The following is a 24,888-nucleotide window of genomic DNA, read 5'->3' on the forward strand; positions in this document are numbered from 1 at the left end:
ATAATGATGAAAGTAAAAAATATTCAAAGCGAAACAGCGATGAAACAACATAGTGAATCTGTGGTTTCAAATCAGTTTGAACCAACGTGCCATTCCGAGCATAGCTCTGTATCAGATGTTTGCTCTTCAAGTGCTTTCGGACTTGCGACACGTTCGAGCCGTGCTCGAATGAAACGTGCCTCAGGCTTTACCCTTATTGAAGTTATGGTCGTGATTGTAATCTTAGGTGTGTTGGCTGCTTTAATCGTACCGAACGTCATGGGCCGTAGTGAAAAAGCTAAAATTGATACGACTCAAATTACTTTGAAAGGGGTAGCGGGTGCCTTAGATCAATACAAGCTCGATAATGGGCATTTCCCAACCATGCAAGAAGGTGGTTTAGATGCGCTTATTAATCAACCTGCTACAGCAAAAAACTGGATGCCGGGTGGTTATGTGAAAGGTGGTTATCCTAAAGATAGCTGGAAAAATGATATCCAATATGTCGTACCTGGAAAAGACGGCCATCCTTTTGATCTATATTCATTTGGCGCAGATGGTAAAGAAGGTGGTGAAGGTAACGATGCCGATATTTATTATCAGCCTTAATTAAAATGTAAGAGAGATTATCGATTCGGTTAATAAGATAAAACAATAATCCGAATTGATAATCTTTCTTAATCATAAAAATATAATAATGCATTGAAAATAAAGTAAAAAAGTTAATATCTAGATTTGAGATTTAAAATAAGAATTATTCCCATATTTAATAGTTACAAGAAAGTTAAAATATAAGAGAAAATAAGCTATATATTTAAATAAAAGCTTTGCATAATAAATAAAAAGCACTTTATTCAATGAATGGGAGAGATTAAATGAAAGCATTTCTCGTACTTGATGAGCTGAATCAGTTTCATTGGGCGATGCTTAAATCTGTCCTATTGATTTTAGCATTATTACCTATTGCTGAAGTTTCATTAAAGCTATGGTTGAGTACTGAGGGAAGTAGCCAAATCATGATTGGTTTCTTTGCCTTAAGTATTGTAAGCGCTTGGTTAATGGTGAGCTTCTTTACCGCATTAAAAACGAGTGTATGGCAAACTAAACAGATGGCTTCTAAATACGAACAATTGCTTTTTAAAGCTTATCGTTATGTGCCGATGGTTTTTTTATCCAGTTTAGTTGCTTATTTATCTTTGCAATTATCGATTGCTTTTTAATCTTATTTTAAAACAGAATTTTTAAATAAAACGTAGACTCAACATCTACGTTTTATTTTTTAACTGGACTTAAAACAGGGTGTTTCTTCATTTGTACATATTATATGCTTCAAATCAGCAATTTAAGAAGATGAGAAATATGAAATGGAACAAATCGAGTGGAATGACTTTTTAAAAGTAGAACTGCGCGTTGGTAAAATTATTCAAGCTGAGGTTTTTGAAAAGGCGCGAAAACCTGCCTATATTTTGCATGTAGATTTTGGTGAAGAATTGGGTGTACGTAAATCGAGTGCACAGATTACTAAACTTTATCAACCGCAGGATTTGATTGGTAAATTAGTTGTTGCGGTAGTGAATTTCCCTAAGAAACAAATTGGTCCTATCCAATCGGAATGTTTGGTAACAGGGTTTCATAATGCAGATGGGGATGTAGCACTTTGTATCCCAGAGTTTGAAGTACCTCTGGGTACAAAGTTATTATAATTTAGCGACGTGATTTGTAAGACACGTCTACTTTACGTGGACGATAGATCCAACCTAAAACCAGCAGTAATATTGCAAAACCTAAAATTGGATAATCACCTAGACGGTTATAGAGAGTTTGACCTTGCATGGCTGGTAAATCGCCTCTCAAGACAAACTCTTTATCAATCGGTGCTTGTTCAGTGATATGACCATTTTGATCAATAAACGCTGTTACTCCTGTGTTAGTTGCACGAATAAACCAGCGACCATTTTCTTTCGCACGCATCTGCACCATTTGTAAATGTTGCCAAGGCCCAGCAGTACCCGTAAACCAAGCATCGTTAGATACAGTTACCAAAAAGTCGCTATCTTCTGCATTACGACGTGTCAGATTCGGGTAAGCCACTTCATAACAAATTGCAGCCGCAAGCGCGTGCCCTTTAATTAAAAGTGGTTTCTGATCACTCTCACCACGTGTAAAACCGCTCATGCTAATATCATTTTGCATGGCTGGTAACACCCAAGAAAGCAAACCTGACAGCGGAATATATTCACCAAAAGGTACGAGACGCTGCTTTTTATAAAGGCCGCTTGAATCGCTGCCAGAGGCCATAATACTGTTGTAATACAGTGGACTTCCGACTTGATGCGATTTCGCTACATCCCAATAAGGTATGCCAGTTACCCAAGCGGTATGGTTCTTTTTAGCTTGTGCATCCATTGCATCCAAAAACGGTTCAATGTCGGTTTGGAAGAGTGGAATTGAAGACTCAGGCCATACAATGAGGTCACGGCCCCATTCAGATTGAGTCAAACCAGCATAAATTTCTAATGTTCTAACTTGATATTCAGTTAGCCATTTTAAATCTTGTGGAATGTTACCTTGAATGAGCGAAACGCTAAGCGGTTTAGCCGCTTTAGGTTGTACAAACTGAATATATGATGCTCCCCATGCACCCAAAACCAATAGGGCAGCAGGGATAATCCAGAAAATACGCTTACGTAGAATTTCAACTAAAGCACATGCCAATACAATTACTACAAAGGAAATTGCATAAATACCAAATAGCGGAGCATAACCATCGAGTAAACGTTCAGTAAAAGCGTAACCTACAAACAGCCAAGGGAAACCAGTAAATACCCAAGTTTTAGCCCACTCAAAAATAATCCAGAGAGGGGCGAAAGTCAGCGGTGTTTCAGGGAAGAAGCGTCGATAAATCCATGTCTGAAATGCTGTAAATAAACCCATCACAAGGGCCATAACAGCAATCATACATACGCTTAGAAAAGCATTGGTATCGCCATATACATGGATCGACGTATAGAGCCAGAAAGCCCCGACAAACCATAAACCAAAGCCATAGCTCCAGCCAATTGCAAATGCTTGTTTGGCTGAGCGGTTATGCAATGTCGCATAGAGTAGAGCAGGAGACAAAATTGCCAGCCACCACCAATAATAAGGTGCCAGTGCAAAACTGAACACGGCACCTGAAAATAAAGCAATGAGCAATAGAAAAATTAAAGGAAGCTGTTTTTGTTGTTGCGAAGAATCTAACAGCTTTTCAAAGTATGCTCTCATTGACGTACAGCTCGAATCAGATGAATAGTGCGGGCATCTGCTTCAACAATCGTAAATAACCAATTTCCAAGCTCAACAGTCTGACCTTGTAAATCACTAACTAGACCAATTTCTTGAAGCAATAAACCGCCGACAGTTTCTACTTCATCGTCAGAAAAATCAGCATCTAAAACAGTGTTGAAGTGTTCAATTGGTGTAAGTGCCTGCACCATCCATGCATTCGCTATTGTATGGTCGTTATCTGGAACAATGTACTGTGCATCTTCATCCGCAGTATCATGTTCGTCTTCAATTTCACCAACGATCTCTTCAAGAATATCTTCAAGCGTGACCAGTCCCGCTGTTGATCCATATTCATCAATCACAATCGCGATATGGGTCTGGGTATGCTTAAGCATACGAAGAACTTGATCTGAACGTGCGCTTTCAGGCACAAATAATGGCTGACGCATGAGCGAGCCAATATCTAATTTAGTATTTGGTTCAGTCAAAAATGGTAGTAAATCTTTTGCCAGTAAAATACCAACAACATTATCAGGCTGGTCAGCTGAGAAAACTGGAAAACGTGAGTGAGCAGACTCAACCAATACGTGAAGAATATCAAGTAACTGATCATCTTCTTGCATACTGATCATTGCTGTTCGTGGCGTCATGACTTCACGAATTTTTGTAGCAGGAAGGTCAAGAACACCTTCAAGCATGGCAACAGTATCAGGTTCTAAAAAACGACGTGAATTTTGGACTAGTTTTAATAATTCATCTCGGGTTTCTGGCGCTGTACCTAACCACTTTCGTAAGCCTCGCATACCCCACGACGGACTCGGTTCCTCTTGCATGATCTTTCCTAAAGACTCAATGTATCAAATGAATACACTGATCATACCGAAGAAAAAGCCCTTATGCATCTATAAAACAAAGTAAAAGACAAAACACATATTGTTATGTAAACGCCAGTTACAGTTCATAAGACAGTGATGGGTTTATGCTAAAATATGAAAATTCTATTTGTTCGAGTTTGTTATGTCAGAACAACCTATTTCACCTACTGTACAACTTAATACGCGTGGTTTACGTTGTCCGGAACCTGTCATGATGCTGCATCAGGCGATTCGCAAAGCAAAATCAGGAGATGTTGTTGAAGTGTTGGCGACTGACCCTTCGACTTCTTGGGATATCCCTAAGTTTTGTATGCATTTGGGACACGAACTCCTATTAAAAGAAGAAGTTCTAGATGAGCAGAACCATAAAGAATACCGTTATCTGGTACAGAAAGGGTAAGGTTGTTCGATATGTAAATGAATAAAAAGCCCCGAATAATCGGGGCTTTTTGTTACATCTTAGGATATGAGCCGCAGCTAAAGCGGCGCAAGGAATTACATGTTAGGGTAATTCGGACCACCACCACCCTCAGGTGTTACCCAAGTAATATTTTGAGATGGGTCTTTAATATCACAGGTCTTACAGTGAACACAGTTCGCTGCGTTAATCTGGAAGCGTTTAGAGCCGTCATCATTTTCCATGATTTCGTAAACACCAGCAGGGCAATAGCGCTGCGCAGGCTCATCCCATTTTGGTAAGTTTACGTTCACTGGAATTGAAGGATCAGTAAGCTTCAAGTGAGCTGGCTGGTTTTCTTCGTGTACAGTGTTTGAGATAAACACAGAAGATAAACGGTCAAATGTCAGTTTGCCATCTGGTTTTGGATAAGTTGGCTTGAAGCTCGTTGCATCAACAGTTTTCAATACAGCGAAGTCTTGTTTCAAGTCATGTAAAGTGAATGGCACTTTAAAGACGTTTTGGTCAATAAAGTTAAATGCACCACCAATCCATTGACCAAATTTATGCATTGCAGGGCCAAAGTTACGAGCGTTATAAAGCTCTTCTTTTAACCAGCTGTTGTTAAATTTGTCTGTGTAAGAAGTTAATTCTTTAACGAATAAATCTTCGCCTTCGGTTACACGAGCAACCGCAAGATCACCACCTTTTTCAACTCCGGCAGCAATTGCTTCAAATACAGCTTCACCACATAACATGCCTGATTTCATGGCAGTGTGTGAGCCTTTGATTTTCGCAAAGTTTAAGAAGCCTGCATCATCACCAATTAAGCAACCACCCGGGAAAGTCAATTTAGGTAAAGAGTTGAAACCGCCTTTCACTACAGCACGTGCGCCGTAAGAAATACGTTTACCACCTTCTAAATACTGTTTGATGAGTGGGTGAGTTTTCCAGCGCTGCATTTCCATGAATGGATACATGTGTGGATTTTCATAAGACAAGTCCACAATCATACCCAAAGTCACTTGGTTGTTTTCAGCGTGGTATAACCACCAACCACCAGAAGAACCAGTTTCAGACAATGGCCAACCAGCACCGTGCATCACTAGACCCGGTTTATGTTTTGCTGGGTCGATTTCCCAAAGTTCTTTAATCCCGATCCCGTAATGTTGAGGATCTGCATCTTTATCAAGATTATATTTTGCAATTAGGCGTTTACCTAAGTGGCCACGGCAGCCTTCAGCAAAGAGAGTGTATTTAGCGTGAAGTTCATAACCCGGAGTAAAGTTATGTGTAGGCTCGCCATCTTTACCAATACCCATGTCACCAGTTTGAATACCTTTTACAGTACCGTCTTCATGGTAAAGCACTTCAGATGCAGCAAAGCCAGGGAAGATAGAAACTTCTAATTCTTCAGCTTTTTGACCTAACCAGCGAACAACGTTACCTAGCGAGATAACATAGTTCCCGTCATTGTGCATGGTTTTAGGAACCATCCAGTGAGGTGCTTCTTTAGAGGTAGTTTCTGAAAGCAAGAAGAATGTTTTGTCTTCAGTTACAGGTACGTTAAGAGGCGCGCCTTCTTCTTTCCAGTTCGGGAAAAGTTCATTAATAGCACGCGGTTCAAGTACAGCACCAGATAAGATATGCGCACCTACTTCAGAGCCTTTTTCAACTACACAAACTGAAAGATCGGGTAAGTTATTTTCAATCGCTAATTGACGGATCTTAATCGCAGCAGATAGACCTGCAGGTCCTGCACCTACGATGACAACGTCAAACTCCATCGATTCACGTTCGATGTGTTCCATGTAGGACTCCTCAATACTTAAAGGTGGCAACCGTAATGTCAGATCATCCGGTGCTGCCGTGAGTGTTTTAATCCATAGGCGCAAATATGCTATTGTGCCTTTTATCGTTTGGGCTAGTATAGTTTTAAACCATGATCTAGCCAATTGGCTGAGTCGTCATATTTTTTCGTCAGCAAGGCATAAACTATGGTAAATCAAAATAATTCCCCATCGGATATGGGAAAAATACCGTTATCTGATGATAAAAACTTAATGAACATTGCACAATACTTAAAAGGTGTACAGCAAAGTCACAAAAGGTCAATCCCACCTTTAGAGCAATGGCATCCAAAGCATTGCGGTAAAATGGATTTAACGGTGAAAGCCAATGGAGAATGGTGGCACGAAGGTCAATTAATCAAGCGCCAAGCCCTATTGGATTTGTTTACCAAAGTCCTATGGAAAGAAGAGGGTAAATTCTACCTGAAAACCCCTGTAGAACAAATTGAAATCGAAGTTGAAGATGAACCTTTATTAGTCAATCAGGTAGATCAGATTGAAATTTCAGGTGATGAGTTTCTACAACTGACGACGACCAATCAGGATGTGATTTTAGTTGATGCAGAACACCCGATTTTTATGCGGGAATATGCAGGGGAGTTGCGTCCTTATGTCCATGTTCGATTTGGTATTAATGCGCTTATTCAACGTCAGGCTTTCTATCATCTCGTGAACTATGGAACACTGGTCGAAAATGATAAAGGCGAAACCATTTTGCAGTTAAAAAGTGGTAATTTGCACTTGCAATTAGGCACTTGAGGTTTAAGCTTTATAGAGTGAAATTTTCCGACACTCTCTAGTACTGCCATGACAGCCATACAGCCTTTATTTACTGAATTAGAACCTATGCCTAAAGCATTAGCAGATGCCCCAATTGGTATTTTTGATTCAGGTATTGGAGGTATGTCGGTTGCAGCAGAAATTGCCAAATATTTGCCAAACGAACGTATTGTGTATTATGCAGATACAGCCTATGTTCCGTATGGTCCTCGCTCTGATGAAGAAATCAGAGAGCTAACGGCTCGTGCCGTCGACTGGTTATATCGTCAGGGTTGTAAAATTGCGGTCGTAGCTTGTAATACGGCTTCCGCATTTAGCCTTGATCATTTACGAGAACATTATGGCGAACACTTCCCGATTGTTGGCTTGGTACCGGCACTAAAACCTGCAGTATTACAAACTCGTTCTAAAGTGGTTGCAGTATTGGCGACACCAGCTACTTTTCGTGGACAACTCATTAAGGATGTTGTCGAAAAGTTTGCTGTTCCAGCGGGTGTTAAAGTGATGACTCTAACGAGTTTAGAGCTTGTCCCTTGTGTAGAAGCAGGGCAGCAAATGAGCCCTGCTTGTTTAAATGCATTAAGAGAAGTTTTACAACCTGCAGTTGAGCAAGGCGCGGACTATTTGGTACTTGGTTGTACGCACTATCCTTTTTTAAATGAAGCCATTCATTATCTTTTTGATAACCAATTCACACTGGTTGATTCGGGATTGGCAGTTGCCCGACAAACAGCCCGTATTTTAATAAAAAATGAGTTATTATGTGACCAAATGCGTCAGAATGTTGCACGTATTGAATGTTATGTAAGTGGTAATAATGCAGATGCATTACAACCTGTTTTACAAAATATGATTCCACAAGAATTGACATGGACGCTGCACAATCTGAGTTGAGCTCTGTTGTAGGCATTCAGAAGAAAGCGTTTTTTTATATTTATTTTTCTTATTTGGGGCGGTTCATAATCTTGGCTGATTCAGGCCATATCAAGATTATGGGGCGATAAGGGTATTGCTATGCTCGATACACGCTATCAGATTTTTATTTCAACCTCAGGTCGCGAGATGCAACCTGAGCGTATGGTTCTTTCCCAAACTTTAGTCAATATGGGATTTTTTGCTTGGGGGTTAGAATATAGAAATCCTCTAACAACGACACTTGCCCGTCGGCAAATTGATGAATCGGATTATGTTGTTTTGCTGCTGGGTAGTCAGTATGGGGAGCAATCAATTTCAGGGGCGAGTTATTTTTCTTTAGAGTATGAATATGCGTTAAGTCGGGCGAAGCCCATTGTCGTCTTTATGCATGAACAACCTGAAAGTCGTGATATGCATTTACAAGAGACTCATCCGCAGCTTAAAGAGAAATTTCTGGCATTCCGAAAAAAGTTATTACATGAAGCGAATCATATTTTTTATTTTAAAAGCCCACGTGATTTAGAACTTGCTGTCCGTTTAAATATGCCTTTAATGGTTGAACAATATATGGGACAAGGTTGGGTGCCTGCACGCCAAGCGCATCATTTGGAAGATGAAATTAATCGATTAAAAAGTAAAATTTTACAATTAGAACAACAGTTATCAGAGTCATCAATTCAAGCAAATGAAGTGGCACCGCAAGATGTTTTTGCTTTTGAATATCAAATTCAGGCTTTTCAAGATGGCAACTTTAAAGAGCTTAAGCGCCAGAGACAAATGACTTGGTCTCAACTGTTAAGTATTTTGGCTAAACATTTTGAGACAGCCATGCCAGAAGAGAACTTTGGGACTTGCCTCAATGAGTATTTAAATCAGGACGGGTTAGAGGACGCTCGCCAAGAGTTGCCTAGAGCACATGCAGTGGCAGGTGCACAAATTAATCATAAGGCCCTGTTTCGTATTAAAAAGCAAATGCAATCACAAGGATGGATTGTTCCAACCAAGATTGATCAACAACATAGTTTATGGAAAGTAACGACCAAAGCCCAAAAGCTCTTGCTCAGTTATAAATGGAATCATCGGAGTACTCGATTAAAAGCTTAGAGCGATTCAATTTAGATATGACCATGAAAGCTGTTACATTAGTGTCATAAGATGAATTGAAAGGCATTTACACATGTCGTTTGAACAAAAACCGAAAGTTACTGTCATTTTAGCGAATTTAGGCACACCGGATGAGGCAACTGTCCCAGCGGTGCGCCGTTTTTTAAAGCAGTTTTTATCTGATCCACGTGTAATTGAAATACCAAAATTCATTTGGTGGATTATTTTAAATCTGTTTGTTTTACCTTTTCGCCCAAAAAGAGTAGCGCATGCCTATGCTTCGGTATGGTCTACCGATTCACCAATGCGTGAAATTGTATTTGAGCAAACTCAACGTGTGCAGGCTTATTTAGAGCGTGAAAATAAACAGTTTGATTTAACTGTGTTGCCCGCTATGACTTATGGTAATCCGGGTATTGATGCAGTTTTAGAAAAACTGGCGACTAATCCGCAAGAGCATGTCATTTTATTGCCTTTATTTCCTCAATATTCAGCCACTTCTACAGCACCGTTATACGACGCATTTGCTAAGTGGATTCCTACTCAGCGAAATTTGCCGGGTCTGACCATTATTAAAGATTATTATCAACATCCAATGTTTATTCAGGCGTTGGCAGAAAGTGTTCTAGCTTACCAAGAGCAACACGGCAAACCTGAAAAGCTGTTGATGTCATTTCATGGTATTCCACAGCCTTATGCAGATAAAGGTGACCCTTATGCAGACCGTTGTCGTATTACCGCAAAGTTAGTCGCTGAAGCTTTGCATTTAAAAGATGATGAATGGGCAATTAGTTTCCAATCACGTTTTGGCAAACAAGAATGGGTGAAACCTTATACTGATCAACTTTTACAAGATTGGGCGAAGCAGGGCGTTAAGTCTGTTCAGATCTTAAGCCCAGCTTTTTCTGCTGACTGTTTAGAAACGCTTGAAGAGCTCGCTATTCAAAATGCTGAGTTATTTCAGCAAGCTGGTGGCGGAAGCTATGCTTACATCCCTGCTTTAAACAGTGATCAAGTGCATATTGATTTGCTTGCAGGTTTAGTTCAGGCTAATCTTGATGCCCTTACCCATACCTTAGCCCACCGTTAATTGCGTTTTAGCCAGAGGTTCTTATGCTGCAAGTCAAAATTGTTCCAGTTACTGCTTTTGCTCAAAATTGTTCTTTAGTTTGGGACAGTGAAACAAAAGAAGCAGTTTTGATTGATGCAGGCGGTGATGCTGCTGTTTTGAAGAAAGAAGTAGAAGCCTTAGGTTTAAAAGTAAAGGCGTTATGGCTTACTCATGGGCATTTAGATCACGCAGGGGCTGTAGGTGAACTCGCAAAAGAGTGGAGTGTTCCTGTTGTTGGTCCGCATAAAGAAGATCAGTTCTGGCTAGATATGATTCAGGAAGTTTCGGCCCGTTATGGTTTTCCAATCCCACAGCCTGTAAAAGTCGATCAATGGCTTGAAGGCGGTGAAGTGCTAAAACTGGGTGAAGATGAGTTTGAAGTGCGTTTTGCACCAGGACATACACCAGGTCATGTCATGTTCTATAACAAGAATCATGGTTTACTCTGGACTGGCGATGTCCTGTTTAAAGGCTCAATTGGAAGAACAGATTTTCCACGTGGTAATCATGATCAACTGATTGAATCAATTCAGCGTGAGTGTTTTAGCTTACCAGATGAAACCCAGTTTATTTCAGGGCATGGACCAATGAGTACCATTGGCTATGAAAAACAATTTAACCCGTTTGTCGCAAGTAAAGCGGGTTAATCCTCATAATCATCTTCATGCTGACTACCCTTGTCTTGCTGAGGAGCATCTTGGGTAGGCAGTCTATATTCATCGTTTGCCCAAGCGCCTAAATCAATAAGTTTGCAACGTTCAGAACAAAACGGGCGAAATTCATTACCTTCCCAAACACTTGGTTCACCACAGCGTGGGCAGGGAAATGTACGTGGCATAAAGCAGTAACCTCAAAGTGAAGAGAAATAGATTAGGCAAAAGTCAGGTGACTTGTTAGACTTGTGCCGATTTTTATTTAGTTTGATGTGATTATGCAGATTCGTCAATTTCAAGCACAACGTATGCAAGCGCCTCGCGATTTTACCCCAATTGAAAATACTCCGATTTGTGTGGAAATTGGGGCAGGCAAAGGTAAACATGCTTTGCTATTTAGTGGGCAAAATCCTCAGCACACGTTATATGCAATTGAACGAACTAGAGAAAAATTCTTGGCCATGCAAAAGCAGCATGGTTTGGAACCACGAGACAACTTGGTGCCTGTACATGCAGATGCTTTACCTTGGGTTGTACATGCTCTATATCCTGCTCAAGTAGAACATTTCTTTATCCTCTATCCGAACCCAGAACCTCATAATCCGGCACAACGCTGGTTGAACATGCCATTTTTTGAGTTCCTGCTATCACGTCTGAAAACAGGTGGAACCATTACTTTGGCAAGTAATATTCCTGAATATATTGAAGAAGCTGAACAACAGTTATTAAATGTGTGGAAGCTGCCTTACCAAAAAGAAAAAATTGCTCAAACCTCTGCACGTACCCATTTTGAAATTAAATATTTAGAGCGTGGTGAGCTTTGTCAGCAGCTCATTATGACTAAGCCTGAAGGTTATAAAACTCGATTTGATGAGTTTGCACCGCTGCAAGGGCAAATATATGTCGAATAAGCGGATTGCCATTATTGGTGCGGGGCCGGCTGGTTTAATGGCCGCGGAGGTGCTGAGCCAGTATGCTTATGAAATTGATGTGTTTGAGCAAAAACCTTCGGCTGCGCGTAAGTTTTTGATGGCTGGTAAAACAGGGCTAAATATCTCGCATGCTGAACCATTACCCCAGTTCATTGAACGTTATGACCATGCAGAATGGCTCAAACCGTGGGTTGAAAAATGGGATGCAGCCTGGATTCAGAACTGGATGAAAAGATTGGGAATAGACTCGTATGTGGGTAGTTCCGGTCGTATTTTCCCTGTCGAAATGAAAGCTGCTCCTTTACTGCGTGCTTGGTTAAAACGTTTAGCAGAACAGCAGGTTAAATTCTTTTATCGTCATCGTTGTATTAATTTGCAAGGTACAACAGTGACTTTAGAAAACCAAAATAAACAGAACACTGCAACCTTTACCCAGCAATACGATGCAGTCGTGTTGGCTTGTGGAGCTGTCTCTTGGTCTCAATTGGGCAGTGATGGTGCTTGGCAACAATGGATGGATCAATCTAGTATTGAACCTTTTCAAGCAAGTAATGCAGGGGTATTGCATACTTGGTCAGCTTTTATGGAAAGCTGTTTTGGTGAGCCTTTAAAGCGTATCAATGCGTGGGTTGAACCCAGCCAAGTTACTCATGGTGATATTGTGATTACTCACTACGGTTTAGAAAGTGGGGTCATTTATAAACTCGGACGTGCCTTAAGAGAACAACAAAAACAAGGAAAAAGCTTAAATCTATTTTTAGATTTATTGCCTGATGTAGAGCTTACACAGTTAGTTAAAAAGTTACGGGCTAGCAAAAAACAATCTCTCACCAATATCTGGCGTAAAGCAGGCTTAGACACAGCTAAAATTAACTTAATTAGAGAAGTGGTTGATAAAGCACTATGGAGTCAACCAGAGATGATGGCGCAAAAAATGAAAGCACTTCAAATTAAGTTAGATGGCTTTAGGCCTATTGAAGAAGCGATTAGCTGTGCTGGTGGTGTTAAGCAAGATGCATTAACTGAAAGTTTAGAGCTGAAACAAACTTCAGGTGTTTTTTGCTGTGGCGAAATGCTGGATTGGGATGCTCCTACAGGGGGATATTTGCTGACAGCATGCTTTGCTACGGGACGAGCAGCTGGTGAAGGTGTGCATTCATTCTTAGAGAAATAACAACGAATTCGGTGCTATGTTTGATATGTGAAAAGTGTTATTTTTGAGCGATCAATAATAATAGGAGCCGGAATCGTATGTCTCAAGCATCGCCAGTCTATCAGGGAAGTTGTTTATGTCAGGGTATTCGCTATGAAATTAAAGGCGATATCGGAGATATTATCCAATGCCATTGTCAACGCTGCCGAAAATCCAATGGAACAGCATTTGCAACGAATGCTCCTATCAATAGTGCAGATTTTAAAATTACGCAAGGTGAAGACCTTATCAAAAAATTTGCTGTGAATGGTGTGTACCGTTGGTTTTGTAGCGAATGTGGTTCACCGCTTATTAGCTCGCGTGATGCTCAGCCTGAACTGTATCGTTTAAGAATTGGGACACTAGATACACCATTAGACCAAAAGCCGACAATGCATATTTTTGCTGCTTCAAAGGCAGAGTGGGAATGCATTCATGACGATTTACCGCAATATGATGAACGTCCATGATTTAAAAAGTATGTTTTAATCAAATTGTAGATGATTTAATATACTTAAAACAGGGAGATGGCATTCCTCCCTTGAAAAACCGCCGTATTGGCTAATGATGCCTACGTTACCCTCATGTATTTATAACGCTGGGTACGTAGGTTATTGCGTACTCTGCTTATTTTTGGAGTGCGCCATGTCACATTTCCCATCATTTTTGTTTGCTCTTTTAGCATCTCACTAAAGGGGTGGTTCTATGTATTATCCTTTACTTTCAATTGCCTTAGGTTCAGTTCTTGGGGCGTGGTTGCGTTGGTTTTTAGGTTTAAAACTGAACCCGATTTATCCGCAAATTCCGTTGGGTACGGTTACTGTTAATTTGGTCGGTGGCTTTATTATTGGTTTTGCGATGGCTTATTTTGCTCATAGTGATTTGAGTCCGAACTATAAGCTTTTTGTGATTACCGGTTTTTGTGGTGCTTTAACTACATTCTCAACTTTCTCAATTGAGATCGTCACCTTATTGCAAAGTGGTAAGTGGGGAATGGCGATGTTGGCCATTTCTATTCATTTAATTGGGTCTTTAATTTTTACGTGTTTGGGGTTGGCGACTTATTATTGGGTAGCGGGCAACTGATTATTGGGATGTTTAAGGAGCGAGATATACGGCACGGCCTCCGTTTTACGATATTCTCAAAGAGCATTTGTATAGGCATACCTTACTTTTGAAAGATCAAAAGTAAGCAAAAATCTTCTGTTTCGCTGATGCTACATCCATGTAGCACAGCAAAACAGCGGCATCCATGCCGCTTGTTACGATAGTAAATGACGAATTAAAAACTTCTGATTTATTTTTGGGATTTGATACGCGTTAAAGTCATCAACAGCCTGACTGAAATCAGCTATATCTTGTTTTTGCAAGATAGTTGATAAGTGTAAACAGGGAACAGGTTCTGTTGATGACAAATGCCTTTGGTTACTTTGGGCAAAACCAAAGTAACAGAATTAGCTACTTTCATTTGAGAATAAACGGTAAGACTCCCTCGCGTATTCACAAATTCTTAATTACTTTTCAGTTAAAGCCTGACCTTCAAACTTCACACCATCCCAACCATTTTGCATAAACTGACGAATATTTTGGTGGTCAGTTCCCTCTGGGGTAGCCAATACAGATGCGTAGTGCTCTGCAAATAAACTTAAAGTTTGTGCTTGGTCTAAACCTTGTAACTTGGCAAAAGAGAAAACTTTCGCACTGCCTTGATTTTCAGTTGCAGCGTTATGCTGTGCGCCATTTTGAAAAGCTGTTGGAGTATGTTGGTAGCGTGCTTCAATATAAGCTAAAACATCTGAAAATTTTGCTGTGCCTGCTTGTAATTGGGCAAGTAACTCTTGTGCCATAATCTTAAACTTCCTATCAAATGGGGCTTAAGCATAGCATTGAATACATGCTTTGAAAGCTTGAGAGCTATAAAAAATGATGGGTTGTTGAGAAAGATCAGAAGCGTTCTTGTGAAAATTGTGGATAAGTTTAACTTTATACACACCTTAGAAAATCATTAAAAAATGCACATAAAAAAAGAAGCCTAAGTGGAGGAGATGAGTCTTAGGCTTCCAATGGTTTAAGTGTATTGGTTAAAACTTAACGTAAGATTAACTCTTACGATTAAAGCGAGCGAAGCGTTTGTTAAAGCTTGCAACACGCCCTTCATTACTTGCTTGACGTACTTCACCTGTGTAGAACGGGTGTGATGCACTTGAAATATCAAGAGTCACATAAGGATAGACTTGTCCTTGATATTCTTTGGTTTGTTTAGTCTGAATGGTACTACCAATTAAGAAGTACACGTCTGCATTGGTGTCATGAAATAACACTTGTTGGTAAGCAGGATGAATATCTTTACGCATGAGAAATTGTCCTAAATTATTTTTGATTAAAGAAATGTTATAACATAACATTAAATAAGTCAATGTAACCCTAAAAAGGCTACATTGATAAGTAAATTAAGTTAGTTAGAAAGTGGTACAAGCTCTTCAAATAGATCGTTAAGATTGTCATGCACTTTTAAGTGAATGAGGTTCCAGTAGTGTCCTGAAATGGTTCTATTGACCATTAATGTATCTGGTGAAGGCTTAAAGACATCCCAATATTTTAAAGATTTCTTCACGAGTAGCATGCCATCATGATGTGATGAGTTCTCTGCAAAATCATAGGTTGTGGTAAGCGGGCGCAATAACACTTCAATCCAGAGTTTATAAAGATCGCTCGGGAATTTACCTTTTTCTGCTAGTGAATGTAGTTCGAGTAATTCTGTTTCAATTAAGTCGATATCTTCATGGCGAGCTGCATTCACCAGTCGTTTGAAACTATACACAATTTCATTGGAAAGTGTTTTAACACTGCCATAGTCATAAATAATCACACTACCATCTTGGCGGAAGGCAAAGTTACCTGGGTGGGGGTCACAGTGGAAACGTTTTAAAAAGAACATTTCTTGACCTAAAGCGCGGATTAGACGACGGCCAATTGTGTTTCGAATTTCGATAGGCCAAGAACTAGCAGTTTCAATGCTGTCACCTTGTTCAAGGCTTAAGGTTAAAATACGTCTTGAAGAGTAATCTTTATAAACAGTCGGGATAATAATTTTGTCGTCTAATTTACTATGAAAAGTTTTAAAGACTTCAAGATTTTGAGCTTCGATTTCATAGTTAAGCTCTGCTGATAGACTATCTTGAATCTCTGCAAAAAGCTGATCTTGTAGCTTTTTATCAATCTTAAGTACACCCATTAAGCGAAGGGCTAAACGTACTTGTTTTAAATCACTTTCACAGGCTTCATCAACACCGGGATATTGAACTTTAACCACAACTTGTTCGCCACTTGGCAGAACAGCTTTGTGAACTTGCCCAATCGATGCAGCAGCAAAAGGTTCTTGTTCAAAAGATTTAAAGGCAACATTCAGTGGTTTGCCAAGCTCACGTTCAACTTGTTGCTGAATCGCTGCAAAAGGCATAGCTGGAGCTTGGCGTTGTAGTTTTGATATCGCTTTGGCGACTTCGGGCGGGAAGATATCTTTATATTGCGATGCAATTTGTCCGACCTTCATGACCGCACCTTTCATTTCTCCCAAGGTGTCTGCAATTTGAAGTCCGATATCTTGAAATAATTTTGTTTTTGCAGCCAGTTTCTGTTCTTCATCCGCAGTCAGGTTTCGAATCGAGTTAGAAACGGTTTTTGTTGCAATGCTCGCGGTCATTCCTGCAAGTTTCATAAATCGTTTGCCAGGTGAACTTGCATTCTTTGCCATATCTTCGATACCTCATTGACTACAACATAATATTGCCTAGGTTTGATCATAGGTGACAAAACTTAAAAAGCCTATAAGAAATTGTTTATCTCCTGTAAGAAAATTTTCGAAAAACAAAATGTTATTTTTATAGTAAAAAATATGAAAAGCTTTTGAAAATTCATTTCATAAACAAAGCTTTAATATCTATAAAGTCGCTGTTTTTTTAGTGCTAAGGTGAAGGGCATGTTAAATAAGAAATAGAGACAATAAAACTTATGACCAGTCTAAATTCGTCCTATGGGCGCTCTCAAGCGGTTCCTTTATCTGTATTCGAGCAGTCGAAAGACGCACATATTATTCGTTCTGATGAAGAGGCAATAGAGATTGCCAAGCAACTTGCTCAAGAATTTGCCCAAGAAGCATCAGATCGAGATAGAGAGCGCCGTTTACCCTTAAATGAAATTCAACAGTTCTCACAAAGTGGCTTGTGGGCCATTACAGTACCTAAGCAATTTGGTGGGGCGCAAGTCAAGTATCGAACTTTAGCGGAAGTGATCAAAACAATTGCGAGTGTTGACCCTTCTCTTGCTCAGTTGCCTCAAAACCACTTGGCTTTTATTGAACATTTAAGACTAGATGCGAAACCTGAACAGCAACAGTTCTTCTTTAACTTGGTGTTAAGAGGAATTCGTTTTGGCAATGCATTTTCCGAAAAACACAGTAAGACAGTAGCAGACCTCACTACCACATTACGAAAGACCGAGCATGGTTATGAAATTAATGGCAAGAAATTCTTTGCAACGGGTGCCTTGCTCGCACATTGGATTCCAATTGTTGCTGTAAATGAACTAGGACAACCTTATGCTGCACTTGTGCCACGTGAAACATCTGGGGTCAATATTATTAATGACTGGTCTGGTTTTGGACAACGTACTACAGCTAGTGGCACGGTAGAGCTGAATCAGGTGCCAGTACGTGAAGAATATCTAGTTCCAATTTACCAAGCATTTGAGCGCCCAACACCAGCAGGTGCTATTTCTCAGTTTATTCAGGCTGCGGTCGATGCCGGTATTGCGCGTGGTGCAATTGAAGAAACGATTCAATATGTCAAAAACCATAGCCGTGCATGGATTGATTCAGGTCTGGAAAAAGCCAGTGATGACCCTTACACAATTGCAAATATTGGTGACCTAAAAATCAAACTGCGTGCAGCAGAAGCGGTATTGGATTTGGCTGGAGATGCAATTGATCAGGCCATTGCCGATACCACCGAAGAACATGTAAACCAAGCCACCCTATTGGTTGCCGAGGCAAAAGTACTCACCACAGAAATTGCTATTTTGGCAGCCAATAAACTTTTTGAGTTGTCGGGTACGCGTTCTACTTTATCTGAACTCAACCTTGACCGTCACTGGCGCAATGCCCGTACCCACACTTTGCATGACCCCGTGCGTTGGAAATATCACATTGTTGGTAACTATTATCTCAATGGAGTTCAGCCACCTCGTCATGCATGGAGCTAAATTGAAAGAAAAAACCAAATTAGGAGAATAACGATGACAACAGCTCAAATTGAATTAGAAGAACTGTCGGTCGGTGCTGATTACCAAAAGGTTGCAAACAGATTTCGTCCCATTTTTGAAAAAATTGCACAAGGTGCAATTCAACGGGAAAAAGAGCGAATCTTGCCTTTTGAACCGATTCAGTGGTTAAAAGAAGCCAAGTTGGGCGCTGTACGAATACCCCGTAAATATGGTGGAGATGGGGTTTCATTACCTCAACTGTTCCAGCTTTTGGCAGAGTTAGCAGAAGCTGATTCCAATATTGTGCAAGCTTTACGAGGTCATTTCGCATTTGTTGAAGACCGCTTGGTTGCTCATAAAGAGCATTCTCAGGAAGTCTGGTTTCAGCGCTTTGTACAAGGTGATTTAGTCGGGAATGCGTGGACAGAAGTTGGAAACGTACAGATCGGCGATGTCGTTACTCGTGTCACCAAAGACGCTTCGGGTAACTTGGTGGTAAATGGTGAAAAGTACTATTCAACAGGAAGTATTTTTGCAGACTGGATTGATTTATTTGCTTACGATGAAGTAAATGACCGTCATGTGATTGCTGCTATTTACCGCCATGAAACAGGGGTGAGCGTGATTGATGACTGGGATGGTTTTGGTCAAAAGACAACGGGCAGTGGTACTTTAAAAGTACATCAGGTTCATTTGCCAGCTTCACACCTTATTCCATTTGACCAACGTTTTAAATATCAGACCGCTTTTTATCAGGTGGTGCATCTTGCAACTTTAACGGGTATTGCGCGTGCCGCGGTTGAGACATTTAGTCAGGAAATTCGTGAACGTAAACGTATTTTTAGTCATGGTAATGGTGACTTGGTTCGTCACGACCCACAAGTTTTACAAGTGGTCGGCAAAGCCTCAGCTCAAGCGTATGCAAGTGAAGCAATTACCTTAAAAACCGCTGAGGCACTGCAAAAAGCCTATGAAAGCCATTTTGCTGAATCCGAAGTGAAAGAGCATCAGTTCAATGTGGATGCCGAGCTTGAATCGGCACAAGGACAGGTGGTGATTTCTAATCTAGTACTCGATTTAACAAGCCAGTTATTTAATGCCTTAGGGGCCTCGGCGAGTAGCCAAGTGAAACAACTTGACCGTTTCTGGCGTAATGCTCGGACTGTGTCTTCACATAATCCGCTTATTTACAAAGAAAAAGTGATTGGAGATTGGGAAGTAAACCGTACGGATTTACCATTTGTCTGGCAAATTGGAGCAAGCCCACGGGCAAAATCTGCATAAAATAAAAAAAGCCGATGTTTCATCGGCTTTTTTATTAGGTTTGACTTAAACGTTTGGTATTCAAATAGAGTCGTGATAGCAATAAAACACAGGCAATACTTAAACCAATAATTAAACCTAACCACACACCAGCTACGCCCCAATCGGTATAACGCGCTAAATAAAGACCGATTGGAAAAGCAATTACCCAATACGCCATTAAGGTGATCCACATCGGTGCCTGAGTATCTTGCATACCTCTTAAACAGCCGGCAGCGCTGACTTGTAGAGCATCCATTAATTGATATGCCATTGCAAACCAGAGCAAATACATGGCAACCGGCACAACATTTATATCTTGAGTATAAACCGAGACAATTTGTTCACGGCCTAAAGCAATAAAAGACATGGTCAATAGAGCAAAAAATACTGCTGTGCTTAGACCAATTTTCTGTACTTGGTACATGGAAGCCCAGTTCTTTTCACCATAATACGTCCCCACGCGAATGGTTAAAGCAATGGCAAGAGAAAGTGGAATCATAAACAGTACCGAAGTGACTGAAATTGCTACTTGGTGTGCGGCAATAAAGACTTCCCCTAGAGGGCTAAGGACCAATGCCCCTGTACTAAAAATACTCACTTCAAAAAACACAGCTAAACCAATTGGCAGACCGAGCTGTAAAATTCTTTTAACCCAAGTCAGGCTAATTTTATCGAATCTGCTAAAAATAGATGTGTTTCGATAAGCCGAAGCCTTATAAATATAGCCTGCTAACGTAATGAGCATTAGCCACTGTAAAATGGATGTTGCAAAACCACAGCCTGCGCTACCCAAAGCAGGTATTGGTCCTAAGCCATACATAAAAATCATGTTAAGCGGGATTAAAACCACTAAGGCTAGTAAGCTAATGACCGTGACAGGGCGGGGATGGCCTAATGCTTCGGAATAGCCTCGGAGCGCTGCATACATGGTTACAGCGGGCATACCCAAACCAATTGCATGTAAGAATAAACTGGCTTTAGGTTGTAAACTTTCTGGTACGCCAAACACATGTAAGAAAAATGGCATAAGCTGCAAAATGAGCATTGCCAATACCCCTAGAATTACTGCAACCCATAATGATTGGCGGACAATCACTGGAATTTGCTCTGTATTTCTAGCGCCTTTTGCTTCGGCAACTAATGGTGTGGTTGCAATCATGATGCCACTGAACAAGAGCATGACTGGAATCCATAAGCCTACACCTACCGCAATAGCGGCTAAGTCTGCGGCAGATAAATGCCCAGCCATAATGGTATCAATTAACCCGAACCCTGCTTGAGCAAACTGCGTAATTAAAATAGGTAACATTAAATGGAAGAGTTGTTTTAATTCAGACCGAAACGACGTGACATTCGACACAAAAGGTACTCTTTATAAATATAAAAAATGAAACTAGCGTTGCAAGGTAAGTAATACACCAACAAAGATGACCACTCCACCTAGAAACCGTTGCCATGTAACAGGTGTCTTTTCGGTACCTAACCAGCCAAAATGGTCAAGTAACATAGAAATGACCAATTGCCCAAAAACGACTAACCCTGTAAAGGTTAAAAAACCAAGCTTAGGTGCAGTATAAATGCTCATGCTAATTGCATAAACCCCAAGAAATCCTCCGGTCCAGAGAAGCCATGGAATATTGGATATTTCACTTAAACTCGGTTTCTCGGCACTTTGGAAGAACACCATAATGGCTAAGACGATAGTACCTATGAAAAATGATAACAATGCTGCTTGCAATGGTGAGTGTAATTGCTCACGAAGCTGAGCATTAATTGCAGTCTGAAAAGCCATGGCAACACCGATTCCCATAGCTAAGGGTAAGATCAGGAAAAGTTGACTAGAGAATTTCATCATTTTTATCAATATTTAAGTATGTTTAAAAACAGTCTAAAGCAATTAAGGTATGTTTTCATAAGCCCATTGATGCAGTCATGTTAAAATAGAAATATTGTGTAAATTGGACCCTGTTCCTTGGCCGTATTAAATCCTGCTTCTGTTCCTTTATCTTTATATATCCACATGCCTTGGTGCGTGCGTAAATGTCCCTATTGCGACTTTAACTCACATGCGGTGCCTGATGGTGCGCTTTCGGCAGAACTCGAGCAAACTTATTTAAAAGCATTGGTAGCCGACTTTGAAACTCAAGTCGAGATGGCACAAGGACGTTCAATTCACAGTGTATTTATTGGTGGTGGAACACCTTCACTTATTTCTGCTAAAGGTTATGCATGGCTATTTGAACAGCTTAAATCGCTGCTTAACTTTGAAGATGACTGTGAAATTACTTTAGAAGCTAATCCGGGAACACTAGAACATGACCCGTTTGCAGGCTATTTAGAAGCAGGAATTAATCGTTTATCGATTGGTGTACAGACTTTTAATACCGATCACCTGCAAAAGCTTGGGCGTATTCATTCAGCCAACAATGCTATGGATGCAATTGAGCAGGCACGACAAGCAGGTTTTAAGCGAGTTAATGTCGATTTGATGCATGGCTTGCCAGAACAAACACTAGAGCAAGCACTTTATGATTTAAAGACGGCTGTAGAGCATGGTGCGACACATATCAGTTGGTATCAACTGACCATTGAGCCAAATACCGTATTTTTCCGAACACAGCCTGTTTTACCTCAAGATGAGGTGTTAGAAGATATTCAAGAGCAAGGTGAAGCCTATCTAAAAGCAAATGGCTTTATCAATTATGAAGTGTCAGCTTGGCGTAAAGAGCAGCCTTCAGCTCATAATTTAAATTATTGGCAATTTGGTGATTATCTTGCGATTGGTGCAGGAGCACATGGCAAAGTAACCCGACCAGATGGTGTATATCGTTTTCAAAAGACTCGTTTACCTAAAGACTATTTGGCTAAGGTTCCAGCCGAACATTTGCAAATGAAAAAGATTGAAACAGATGAACTACCTTTTGAGTTTATGATGAACGCTTTACGTTTAAATGATGGGGTAAAAGCTGAGTTATATGAACAGCGCACAGGCTTAAGTTTAGATGATTTAGATGATGTACTTACTTCATTACGTTCGAGAAAGTTATTGGTAGAGGATAGCGGTCGTTTGGCTTGTACAGAGCAGGGGCATATTTTCTTAAACTCGGTACTCGAAGAGTTCTTATAATCAAATCATTATAAAGAAAAAGCCGCACGATGAGATGCGGCTTTTGTAATTTTAGCGGGTGGTATAACCACCATTTGCGAAAATCGTCTGACCTGTAATCCACCAACCGTCGGTGACTAAGAAACGGACTAATGGCTCAATATCTTCAATTTTAGTAAGTCCACCTAAAGCTGAAGCTGATTTATGGTAAGCGACTGCTTCGGCAGACTCTTGACCATAAAAGAATGGTGTGTCCATTGGTCCCGGTGCAACAGCAGTCACAGAAATTTGGCGATCTCCAAATTCTTTCGATGCAGCGCGGGTGTAATGCTCAACAGGTGCTTTTAAGCCTTCATAGGTTGAATAGAACCCTGTGTAAGCAGCCAGAAGAGAAGTTACGATTGAACAGATTTTTCCGCCGTTATTTAAATGTCGACCCGCCGATTGAATAAAGAAATAGGCAATTTTTGAGTTGATATCACTCATGCTATCAAACTCTTGTTCGGTGGTTTCTAAAATCGGTTTTTTAAGGACTTTTCCGACGGTATTAATCGCAATATCGATACCACCAAAATGCTGCTTAGTGTCTAAGAATAGCTTCTCGATGTTATCGATATCTGTTAGATCTGCCTGAATTAGAATTGCATCTGCACCCAATGCTTTAACATCTGCTAAGGTCTGCTCTGCATCTGCCTGAGTTTCCGAACTATTATAATGAATTGCGAGTTTTGCACCCTGTTCTGCAAATTTACGACTAATGAGTCCGCCTAGGTTTTTAGCACCGCCAGTAATCAATACAACTTTATCTTTGAGGCTATGAGTTGTCATGATGATTGTTCCTATGATGACTTGTTTTAGTGTTTTTAAGTCTAGATTGGCACTAATTTGTGATCAATTATGCTAGTTTGGTTTAACTATTCAGAAAATACGAACAATTAAAATGGATCGGTTGCAGCAATTTTATATTTTTACAGAAGTCGCTAAACGACAAAGCTTTAGTGAGGTAGCAAATCAGCTTGATTTACCTCGCTCGACAGTGACGAGTGCCATTCAACAGTTAGAAACTCACTATGGAGTACGCTTATTTCATCGTACTACCCGTAAAGTCAGTCTTACTCAAGATGGCCAACGAATATTGCCAGAATGCCAAAACCTGTTGTTTGATTATGAACAATTAGAACAGTTGATCCAGACACAAAAACAGCATTATAGGGGCACATTAAAGATTTCGATGCCTAGCCGGATTGTGCATCAAGTGATTATTCCTGAGCTGCCTGATTTTTATCATCGTTATCCGGATATTCATTTACAGCTCAATAGTTCTGATGACCTGACTGACTTAATTGAAAAGGGAATTGACTGTGTTGTTCGGGTAGGAGAGCTAGATAACAGCAGTTTAATTGCAAGATTTATTGGTCATTTAGTGATGGTGAATTGTGCCAGTCCGCAATATTTACAAGATTATGGTGTTCCTGAGCAGTTAAATGATCTTGAACAGCATAAATTAATTAATTACGCAGGAGCTGTAGGAGAAAAGCAGGGAGAATTTATATATCAAGGTGGAATTGTGATGATGGATAGTGCTTTAAGTGTGAACAATACCGAGGCCTATATCGCCGCTGCTTGTGCAGGTTTGGGAATTATTCAACTTCCTTATTATGATGTTCAGGATAAAATTGAACAGGGGATTTTAGTTGAGGTGCTGAGTGCTTACAGTGCACCATCGCTTCCACTTAATATTTTGTATCCCAACAGGAGTTATATTCCAAAGCGACTAGAAGTTTTTATGAATTGGGTGGGGGAAGTTTTAAATCGCAAATGTATCGTCATCTTTTAGTCATAAAAAGAAAATAGGATAACAATAAAAAAAGCCTCTCGAACTGAGAGGCTTTTTAGAATTTGGTGGGTCGTCCGCGACTCGAACGCGGGACCAACGGATTAAAAGTCCGCTGCTCTACCAACTGAGCTAACGACCCAAATAGGTTCAAAACTAATAAGTGGTGGGTCGTCCGCGACTCGAACGCGGGACCAACGGATTAAAAGTCCGCTGCTCTACCAACTGAGCTAACGACCCTGAGCGAGAATTAAGTAAAACCTTGTTTTACTTGAATGCAGGAGAAAATCTATAATTTTCTTTAGCAATCAAACTCGAACTGACTCAGA

At 40.3% G+C, this 24,888-nt stretch carries 27 protein-coding genes, 2 tRNA genes, 1 pseudogene and 1 riboswitch; of the genes and pseudogenes, 18 read left to right on the plus strand and 12 right to left on the minus strand.

The features are described 5' to 3' along the window. Positions 1-6 precede the first annotated feature (6 nt). The 3 genes from gspG (at position 7) to EGT34_RS13205 (ending at position 1,682) form a co-directional block, all read left to right on the plus strand. Positions 7-588 (plus strand): type II secretion system major pseudopilin GspG, encoded by a 582-nt coding sequence (gene gspG / locus EGT34_RS13195; RefSeq protein ID WP_000865310.1) that lies wholly within the window; start codon positions 7-9, stop codon positions 586-588. Between the two features lie 266 nt (positions 589-854). Next, the gene (locus tag EGT34_RS13200) at positions 855-1,199 is read left to right on the plus strand and encodes a hypothetical protein (protein WP_000643174.1); all 345 of its coding nucleotides are present in this window, start codon (positions 855-857) and stop codon (positions 1,197-1,199) included. A 144-nt stretch (positions 1,200-1,343) separates the two neighbouring features. Continuing rightward, on the plus strand, positions 1,344-1,682 hold the full coding sequence (locus EGT34_RS13205; RefSeq protein WP_000434938.1) for a tRNA-binding protein: 339 nt from the start codon (positions 1,344-1,346) through the stop codon (positions 1,680-1,682). A gap of 1 nt (position 1,683) precedes the next feature. Here the strand turns inward: EGT34_RS13205 and lnt are convergent, their stop codons facing one another. Then, on the minus strand, positions 1,684-3,243 hold the full coding sequence (gene lnt, locus EGT34_RS13210; protein ID WP_001203084.1) for an apolipoprotein N-acyltransferase: 1,560 nt from the start codon (positions 3,241-3,243) through the stop codon (positions 1,684-1,686). After that, the gene (locus tag EGT34_RS13215) at positions 3,240-4,079 is read right to left on the minus strand and encodes an HlyC/CorC family transporter (protein ID WP_001154809.1); all 840 of its coding nucleotides are present in this window, start codon (positions 4,077-4,079) and stop codon (positions 3,240-3,242) included. The genes lnt and EGT34_RS13215 overlap by 4 nt, the downstream gene beginning before the upstream one ends. 184 nt (positions 4,080-4,263) lie before the next feature. Here EGT34_RS13215 and tusA point away from each other — a divergent pair, with 184 nt between their 5' ends. Then, on the plus strand, positions 4,264-4,521 hold the full coding sequence (gene tusA / locus EGT34_RS13220) for a sulfurtransferase TusA (RefSeq protein ID WP_000003406.1): 258 nt from the start codon (positions 4,264-4,266) through the stop codon (positions 4,519-4,521). 95 nt (positions 4,522-4,616) lie between these two features. Here tusA and EGT34_RS13225 read toward each other — a convergent pair whose 3' ends face one another. After that, on the minus strand, positions 4,617-6,329 hold the full coding sequence (locus EGT34_RS13225) for an electron transfer flavoprotein-ubiquinone oxidoreductase (protein WP_000400008.1): 1,713 nt from the start codon (positions 6,327-6,329) through the stop codon (positions 4,617-4,619). A gap of 186 nt (positions 6,330-6,515) precedes the next feature. Between EGT34_RS13225 and EGT34_RS13230 the strand changes: the two genes are divergently transcribed. The 5 genes from EGT34_RS13230 (at position 6,516) to EGT34_RS13250 (ending at position 10,925) form a co-directional block, all read left to right on the plus strand. Next, complete coding sequence (locus EGT34_RS13230; protein WP_000248028.1) at positions 6,516-7,127, plus strand: DUF1285 domain-containing protein; 612 nt, start codon at positions 6,516-6,518, stop codon at positions 7,125-7,127. 48 nt (positions 7,128-7,175) lie between these two features. After that, positions 7,176-8,042, plus strand: a complete 867-nt coding sequence (gene murI, locus EGT34_RS13235) for a glutamate racemase (RefSeq protein ID WP_000125341.1) — start codon at positions 7,176-7,178, stop codon at positions 8,040-8,042. 120 nt (positions 8,043-8,162) lie between these two features. Continuing rightward, positions 8,163-9,167 (plus strand): DUF4062 domain-containing protein, encoded by a 1,005-nt coding sequence (locus EGT34_RS13240; RefSeq protein WP_000887662.1) that lies wholly within the window; start codon positions 8,163-8,165, stop codon positions 9,165-9,167. A 73-nt stretch (positions 9,168-9,240) separates the two neighbouring features. Further along, positions 9,241-10,257, plus strand: a complete 1,017-nt coding sequence (gene hemH, locus EGT34_RS13245) for a ferrochelatase (protein ID WP_000007330.1) — start codon at positions 9,241-9,243, stop codon at positions 10,255-10,257. A 23-nt stretch (positions 10,258-10,280) separates the two neighbouring features. Then, the gene (locus EGT34_RS13250; protein WP_000942274.1) at positions 10,281-10,925 is read left to right on the plus strand and encodes an MBL fold metallo-hydrolase; all 645 of its coding nucleotides are present in this window, start codon (positions 10,281-10,283) and stop codon (positions 10,923-10,925) included. Here EGT34_RS13250 and EGT34_RS13255 read toward each other — a convergent pair. Then, positions 10,922-11,116, minus strand: a complete 195-nt coding sequence (locus EGT34_RS13255; RefSeq protein ID WP_001138289.1) for a DNA gyrase inhibitor YacG — start codon at positions 11,114-11,116, stop codon at positions 10,922-10,924. The genes EGT34_RS13250 and EGT34_RS13255 overlap by 4 nt on opposite strands. A gap of 87 nt (positions 11,117-11,203) precedes the next feature. Between EGT34_RS13255 and EGT34_RS13260 the strand changes: the two genes are divergently transcribed. The 5 genes and pseudogenes from EGT34_RS13260 (at position 11,204) to EGT34_RS13280 (ending at position 14,434) form a co-directional block, all read left to right on the plus strand. Next, positions 11,204-11,842, plus strand: a complete 639-nt coding sequence (locus EGT34_RS13260; RefSeq protein ID WP_161631880.1) for an SAM-dependent methyltransferase — start codon at positions 11,204-11,206, stop codon at positions 11,840-11,842. Next, positions 11,832-13,037 carry a TIGR03862 family flavoprotein gene (locus EGT34_RS13265; RefSeq protein WP_000066773.1) on the plus strand — a complete coding sequence of 402 codons (1,206 nt, stop codon included), beginning with the start codon at positions 11,832-11,834 and terminating at the stop codon, positions 13,035-13,037. Before EGT34_RS13260 ends, EGT34_RS13265 begins: the two co-directional genes overlap by 11 nt. A gap of 77 nt (positions 13,038-13,114) precedes the next feature. Next, positions 13,115-13,525, plus strand: coding sequence for a GFA family protein (locus EGT34_RS13270; protein WP_000075982.1), 411 nt, complete (start codon positions 13,115-13,117; stop codon positions 13,523-13,525). Positions 13,526-13,569: 44 nt separating this feature from the next. Then, a riboswitch (Fluoride riboswitch) is annotated at positions 13,570-13,636 on the plus strand. A 124-nt stretch (positions 13,637-13,760) separates the two neighbouring features. After that, positions 13,761-14,141: a fluoride efflux transporter CrcB gene (gene crcB / locus EGT34_RS13275; RefSeq protein WP_000291735.1), complete on the plus strand. Its 381-nt coding sequence runs from the start codon at positions 13,761-13,763 to the stop codon at positions 14,139-14,141. 166 nt (positions 14,142-14,307) lie between these two features. After that, positions 14,308-14,434: pseudogene (locus tag EGT34_RS13280) on the plus strand (hypothetical protein). A gap of 135 nt (positions 14,435-14,569) precedes the next feature. On the opposite strand, the gene EGT34_RS13285 reads toward EGT34_RS13280, so the two are convergent. From EGT34_RS13285 to EGT34_RS13295, 3 genes are all read right to left on the minus strand, one after another. After that, on the minus strand, positions 14,570-14,902 hold the full coding sequence (locus EGT34_RS13285; protein WP_000046495.1) for a HopJ type III effector protein: 333 nt from the start codon (positions 14,900-14,902) through the stop codon (positions 14,570-14,572). 252 nt (positions 14,903-15,154) lie between these two features. Continuing rightward, positions 15,155-15,409, minus strand: coding sequence for a type B 50S ribosomal protein L31 (locus EGT34_RS13290; RefSeq protein ID WP_001224256.1), 255 nt, complete (start codon positions 15,407-15,409; stop codon positions 15,155-15,157). Between the two features lie 101 nt (positions 15,410-15,510). Further along, positions 15,511-16,809 carry an ABC1 kinase family protein gene (locus EGT34_RS13295; protein ID WP_001096917.1) on the minus strand — a complete coding sequence of 433 codons (1,299 nt, stop codon included), beginning with the start codon at positions 16,807-16,809 and terminating at the stop codon, positions 15,511-15,513. A gap of 257 nt (positions 16,810-17,066) precedes the next feature. Between EGT34_RS13295 and EGT34_RS13300 the strand changes: the two genes are divergently transcribed. After that, positions 17,067-18,314, plus strand: coding sequence for an SfnB family sulfur acquisition oxidoreductase (locus EGT34_RS13300; RefSeq protein WP_000202657.1), 1,248 nt, complete (start codon positions 17,067-17,069; stop codon positions 18,312-18,314). Between the two features lie 33 nt (positions 18,315-18,347). Further along, on the plus strand, positions 18,348-19,598 hold the full coding sequence (locus EGT34_RS13305) for an acyl-CoA dehydrogenase family protein (RefSeq protein ID WP_024437441.1): 1,251 nt from the start codon (positions 18,348-18,350) through the stop codon (positions 19,596-19,598). A gap of 34 nt (positions 19,599-19,632) precedes the next feature. Here the strand turns inward: EGT34_RS13305 and abeM are convergent, their stop codons facing one another. Then, entirely contained in the window at positions 19,633-20,979 is a 1,347-nt protein-coding gene (abeM, locus tag EGT34_RS13310) for a multidrug efflux MATE transporter AbeM (RefSeq protein ID WP_000073361.1), read from the minus strand. A gap of 33 nt (positions 20,980-21,012) precedes the next feature. Further along, on the minus strand, positions 21,013-21,474 hold the full coding sequence (locus EGT34_RS13315) for a DMT family transporter (RefSeq protein ID WP_001984522.1): 462 nt from the start codon (positions 21,472-21,474) through the stop codon (positions 21,013-21,015). 117 nt (positions 21,475-21,591) lie between these two features. On the opposite strand from EGT34_RS13315, the gene hemW reads away from it, so the two are divergent. Further along, positions 21,592-22,746: a radical SAM family heme chaperone HemW gene (gene hemW / locus EGT34_RS13320; RefSeq protein WP_000279710.1), complete on the plus strand. Its 1,155-nt coding sequence runs from the start codon at positions 21,592-21,594 to the stop codon at positions 22,744-22,746. Positions 22,747-22,797: 51 nt separating this feature from the next. Here hemW and EGT34_RS13325 read toward each other — a convergent pair whose 3' ends face one another. Next, positions 22,798-23,553 (minus strand): SDR family oxidoreductase, encoded by a 756-nt coding sequence (locus EGT34_RS13325; protein ID WP_000207247.1) that lies wholly within the window; start codon positions 23,551-23,553, stop codon positions 22,798-22,800. A gap of 112 nt (positions 23,554-23,665) precedes the next feature. Between EGT34_RS13325 and EGT34_RS13330 the strand changes: the two genes are divergently transcribed. Beyond that, positions 23,666-24,562, plus strand: coding sequence for a LysR family transcriptional regulator (locus EGT34_RS13330; protein WP_000375494.1), 897 nt, complete (start codon positions 23,666-23,668; stop codon positions 24,560-24,562). 63 nt (positions 24,563-24,625) lie between these two features. Here the strand turns inward: EGT34_RS13330 and EGT34_RS13335 are convergent. Both EGT34_RS13335 and EGT34_RS13340 read right to left on the minus strand, forming a co-directional pair. After that, positions 24,626-24,701: transfer RNA gene (locus EGT34_RS13335), tRNA-Lys, on the minus strand. 22 nt (positions 24,702-24,723) lie between these two features. Next, a tRNA-Lys gene (locus tag EGT34_RS13340) sits at positions 24,724-24,799 on the minus strand. Positions 24,800-24,888 lie beyond the last annotated feature (89 nt).

This window comes from Acinetobacter sp. FDAARGOS_558, assembly GCF_003937785.1.
Classification (GTDB): domain Bacteria; phylum Pseudomonadota; class Gammaproteobacteria; order Pseudomonadales; family Moraxellaceae; genus Acinetobacter; species Acinetobacter baumannii.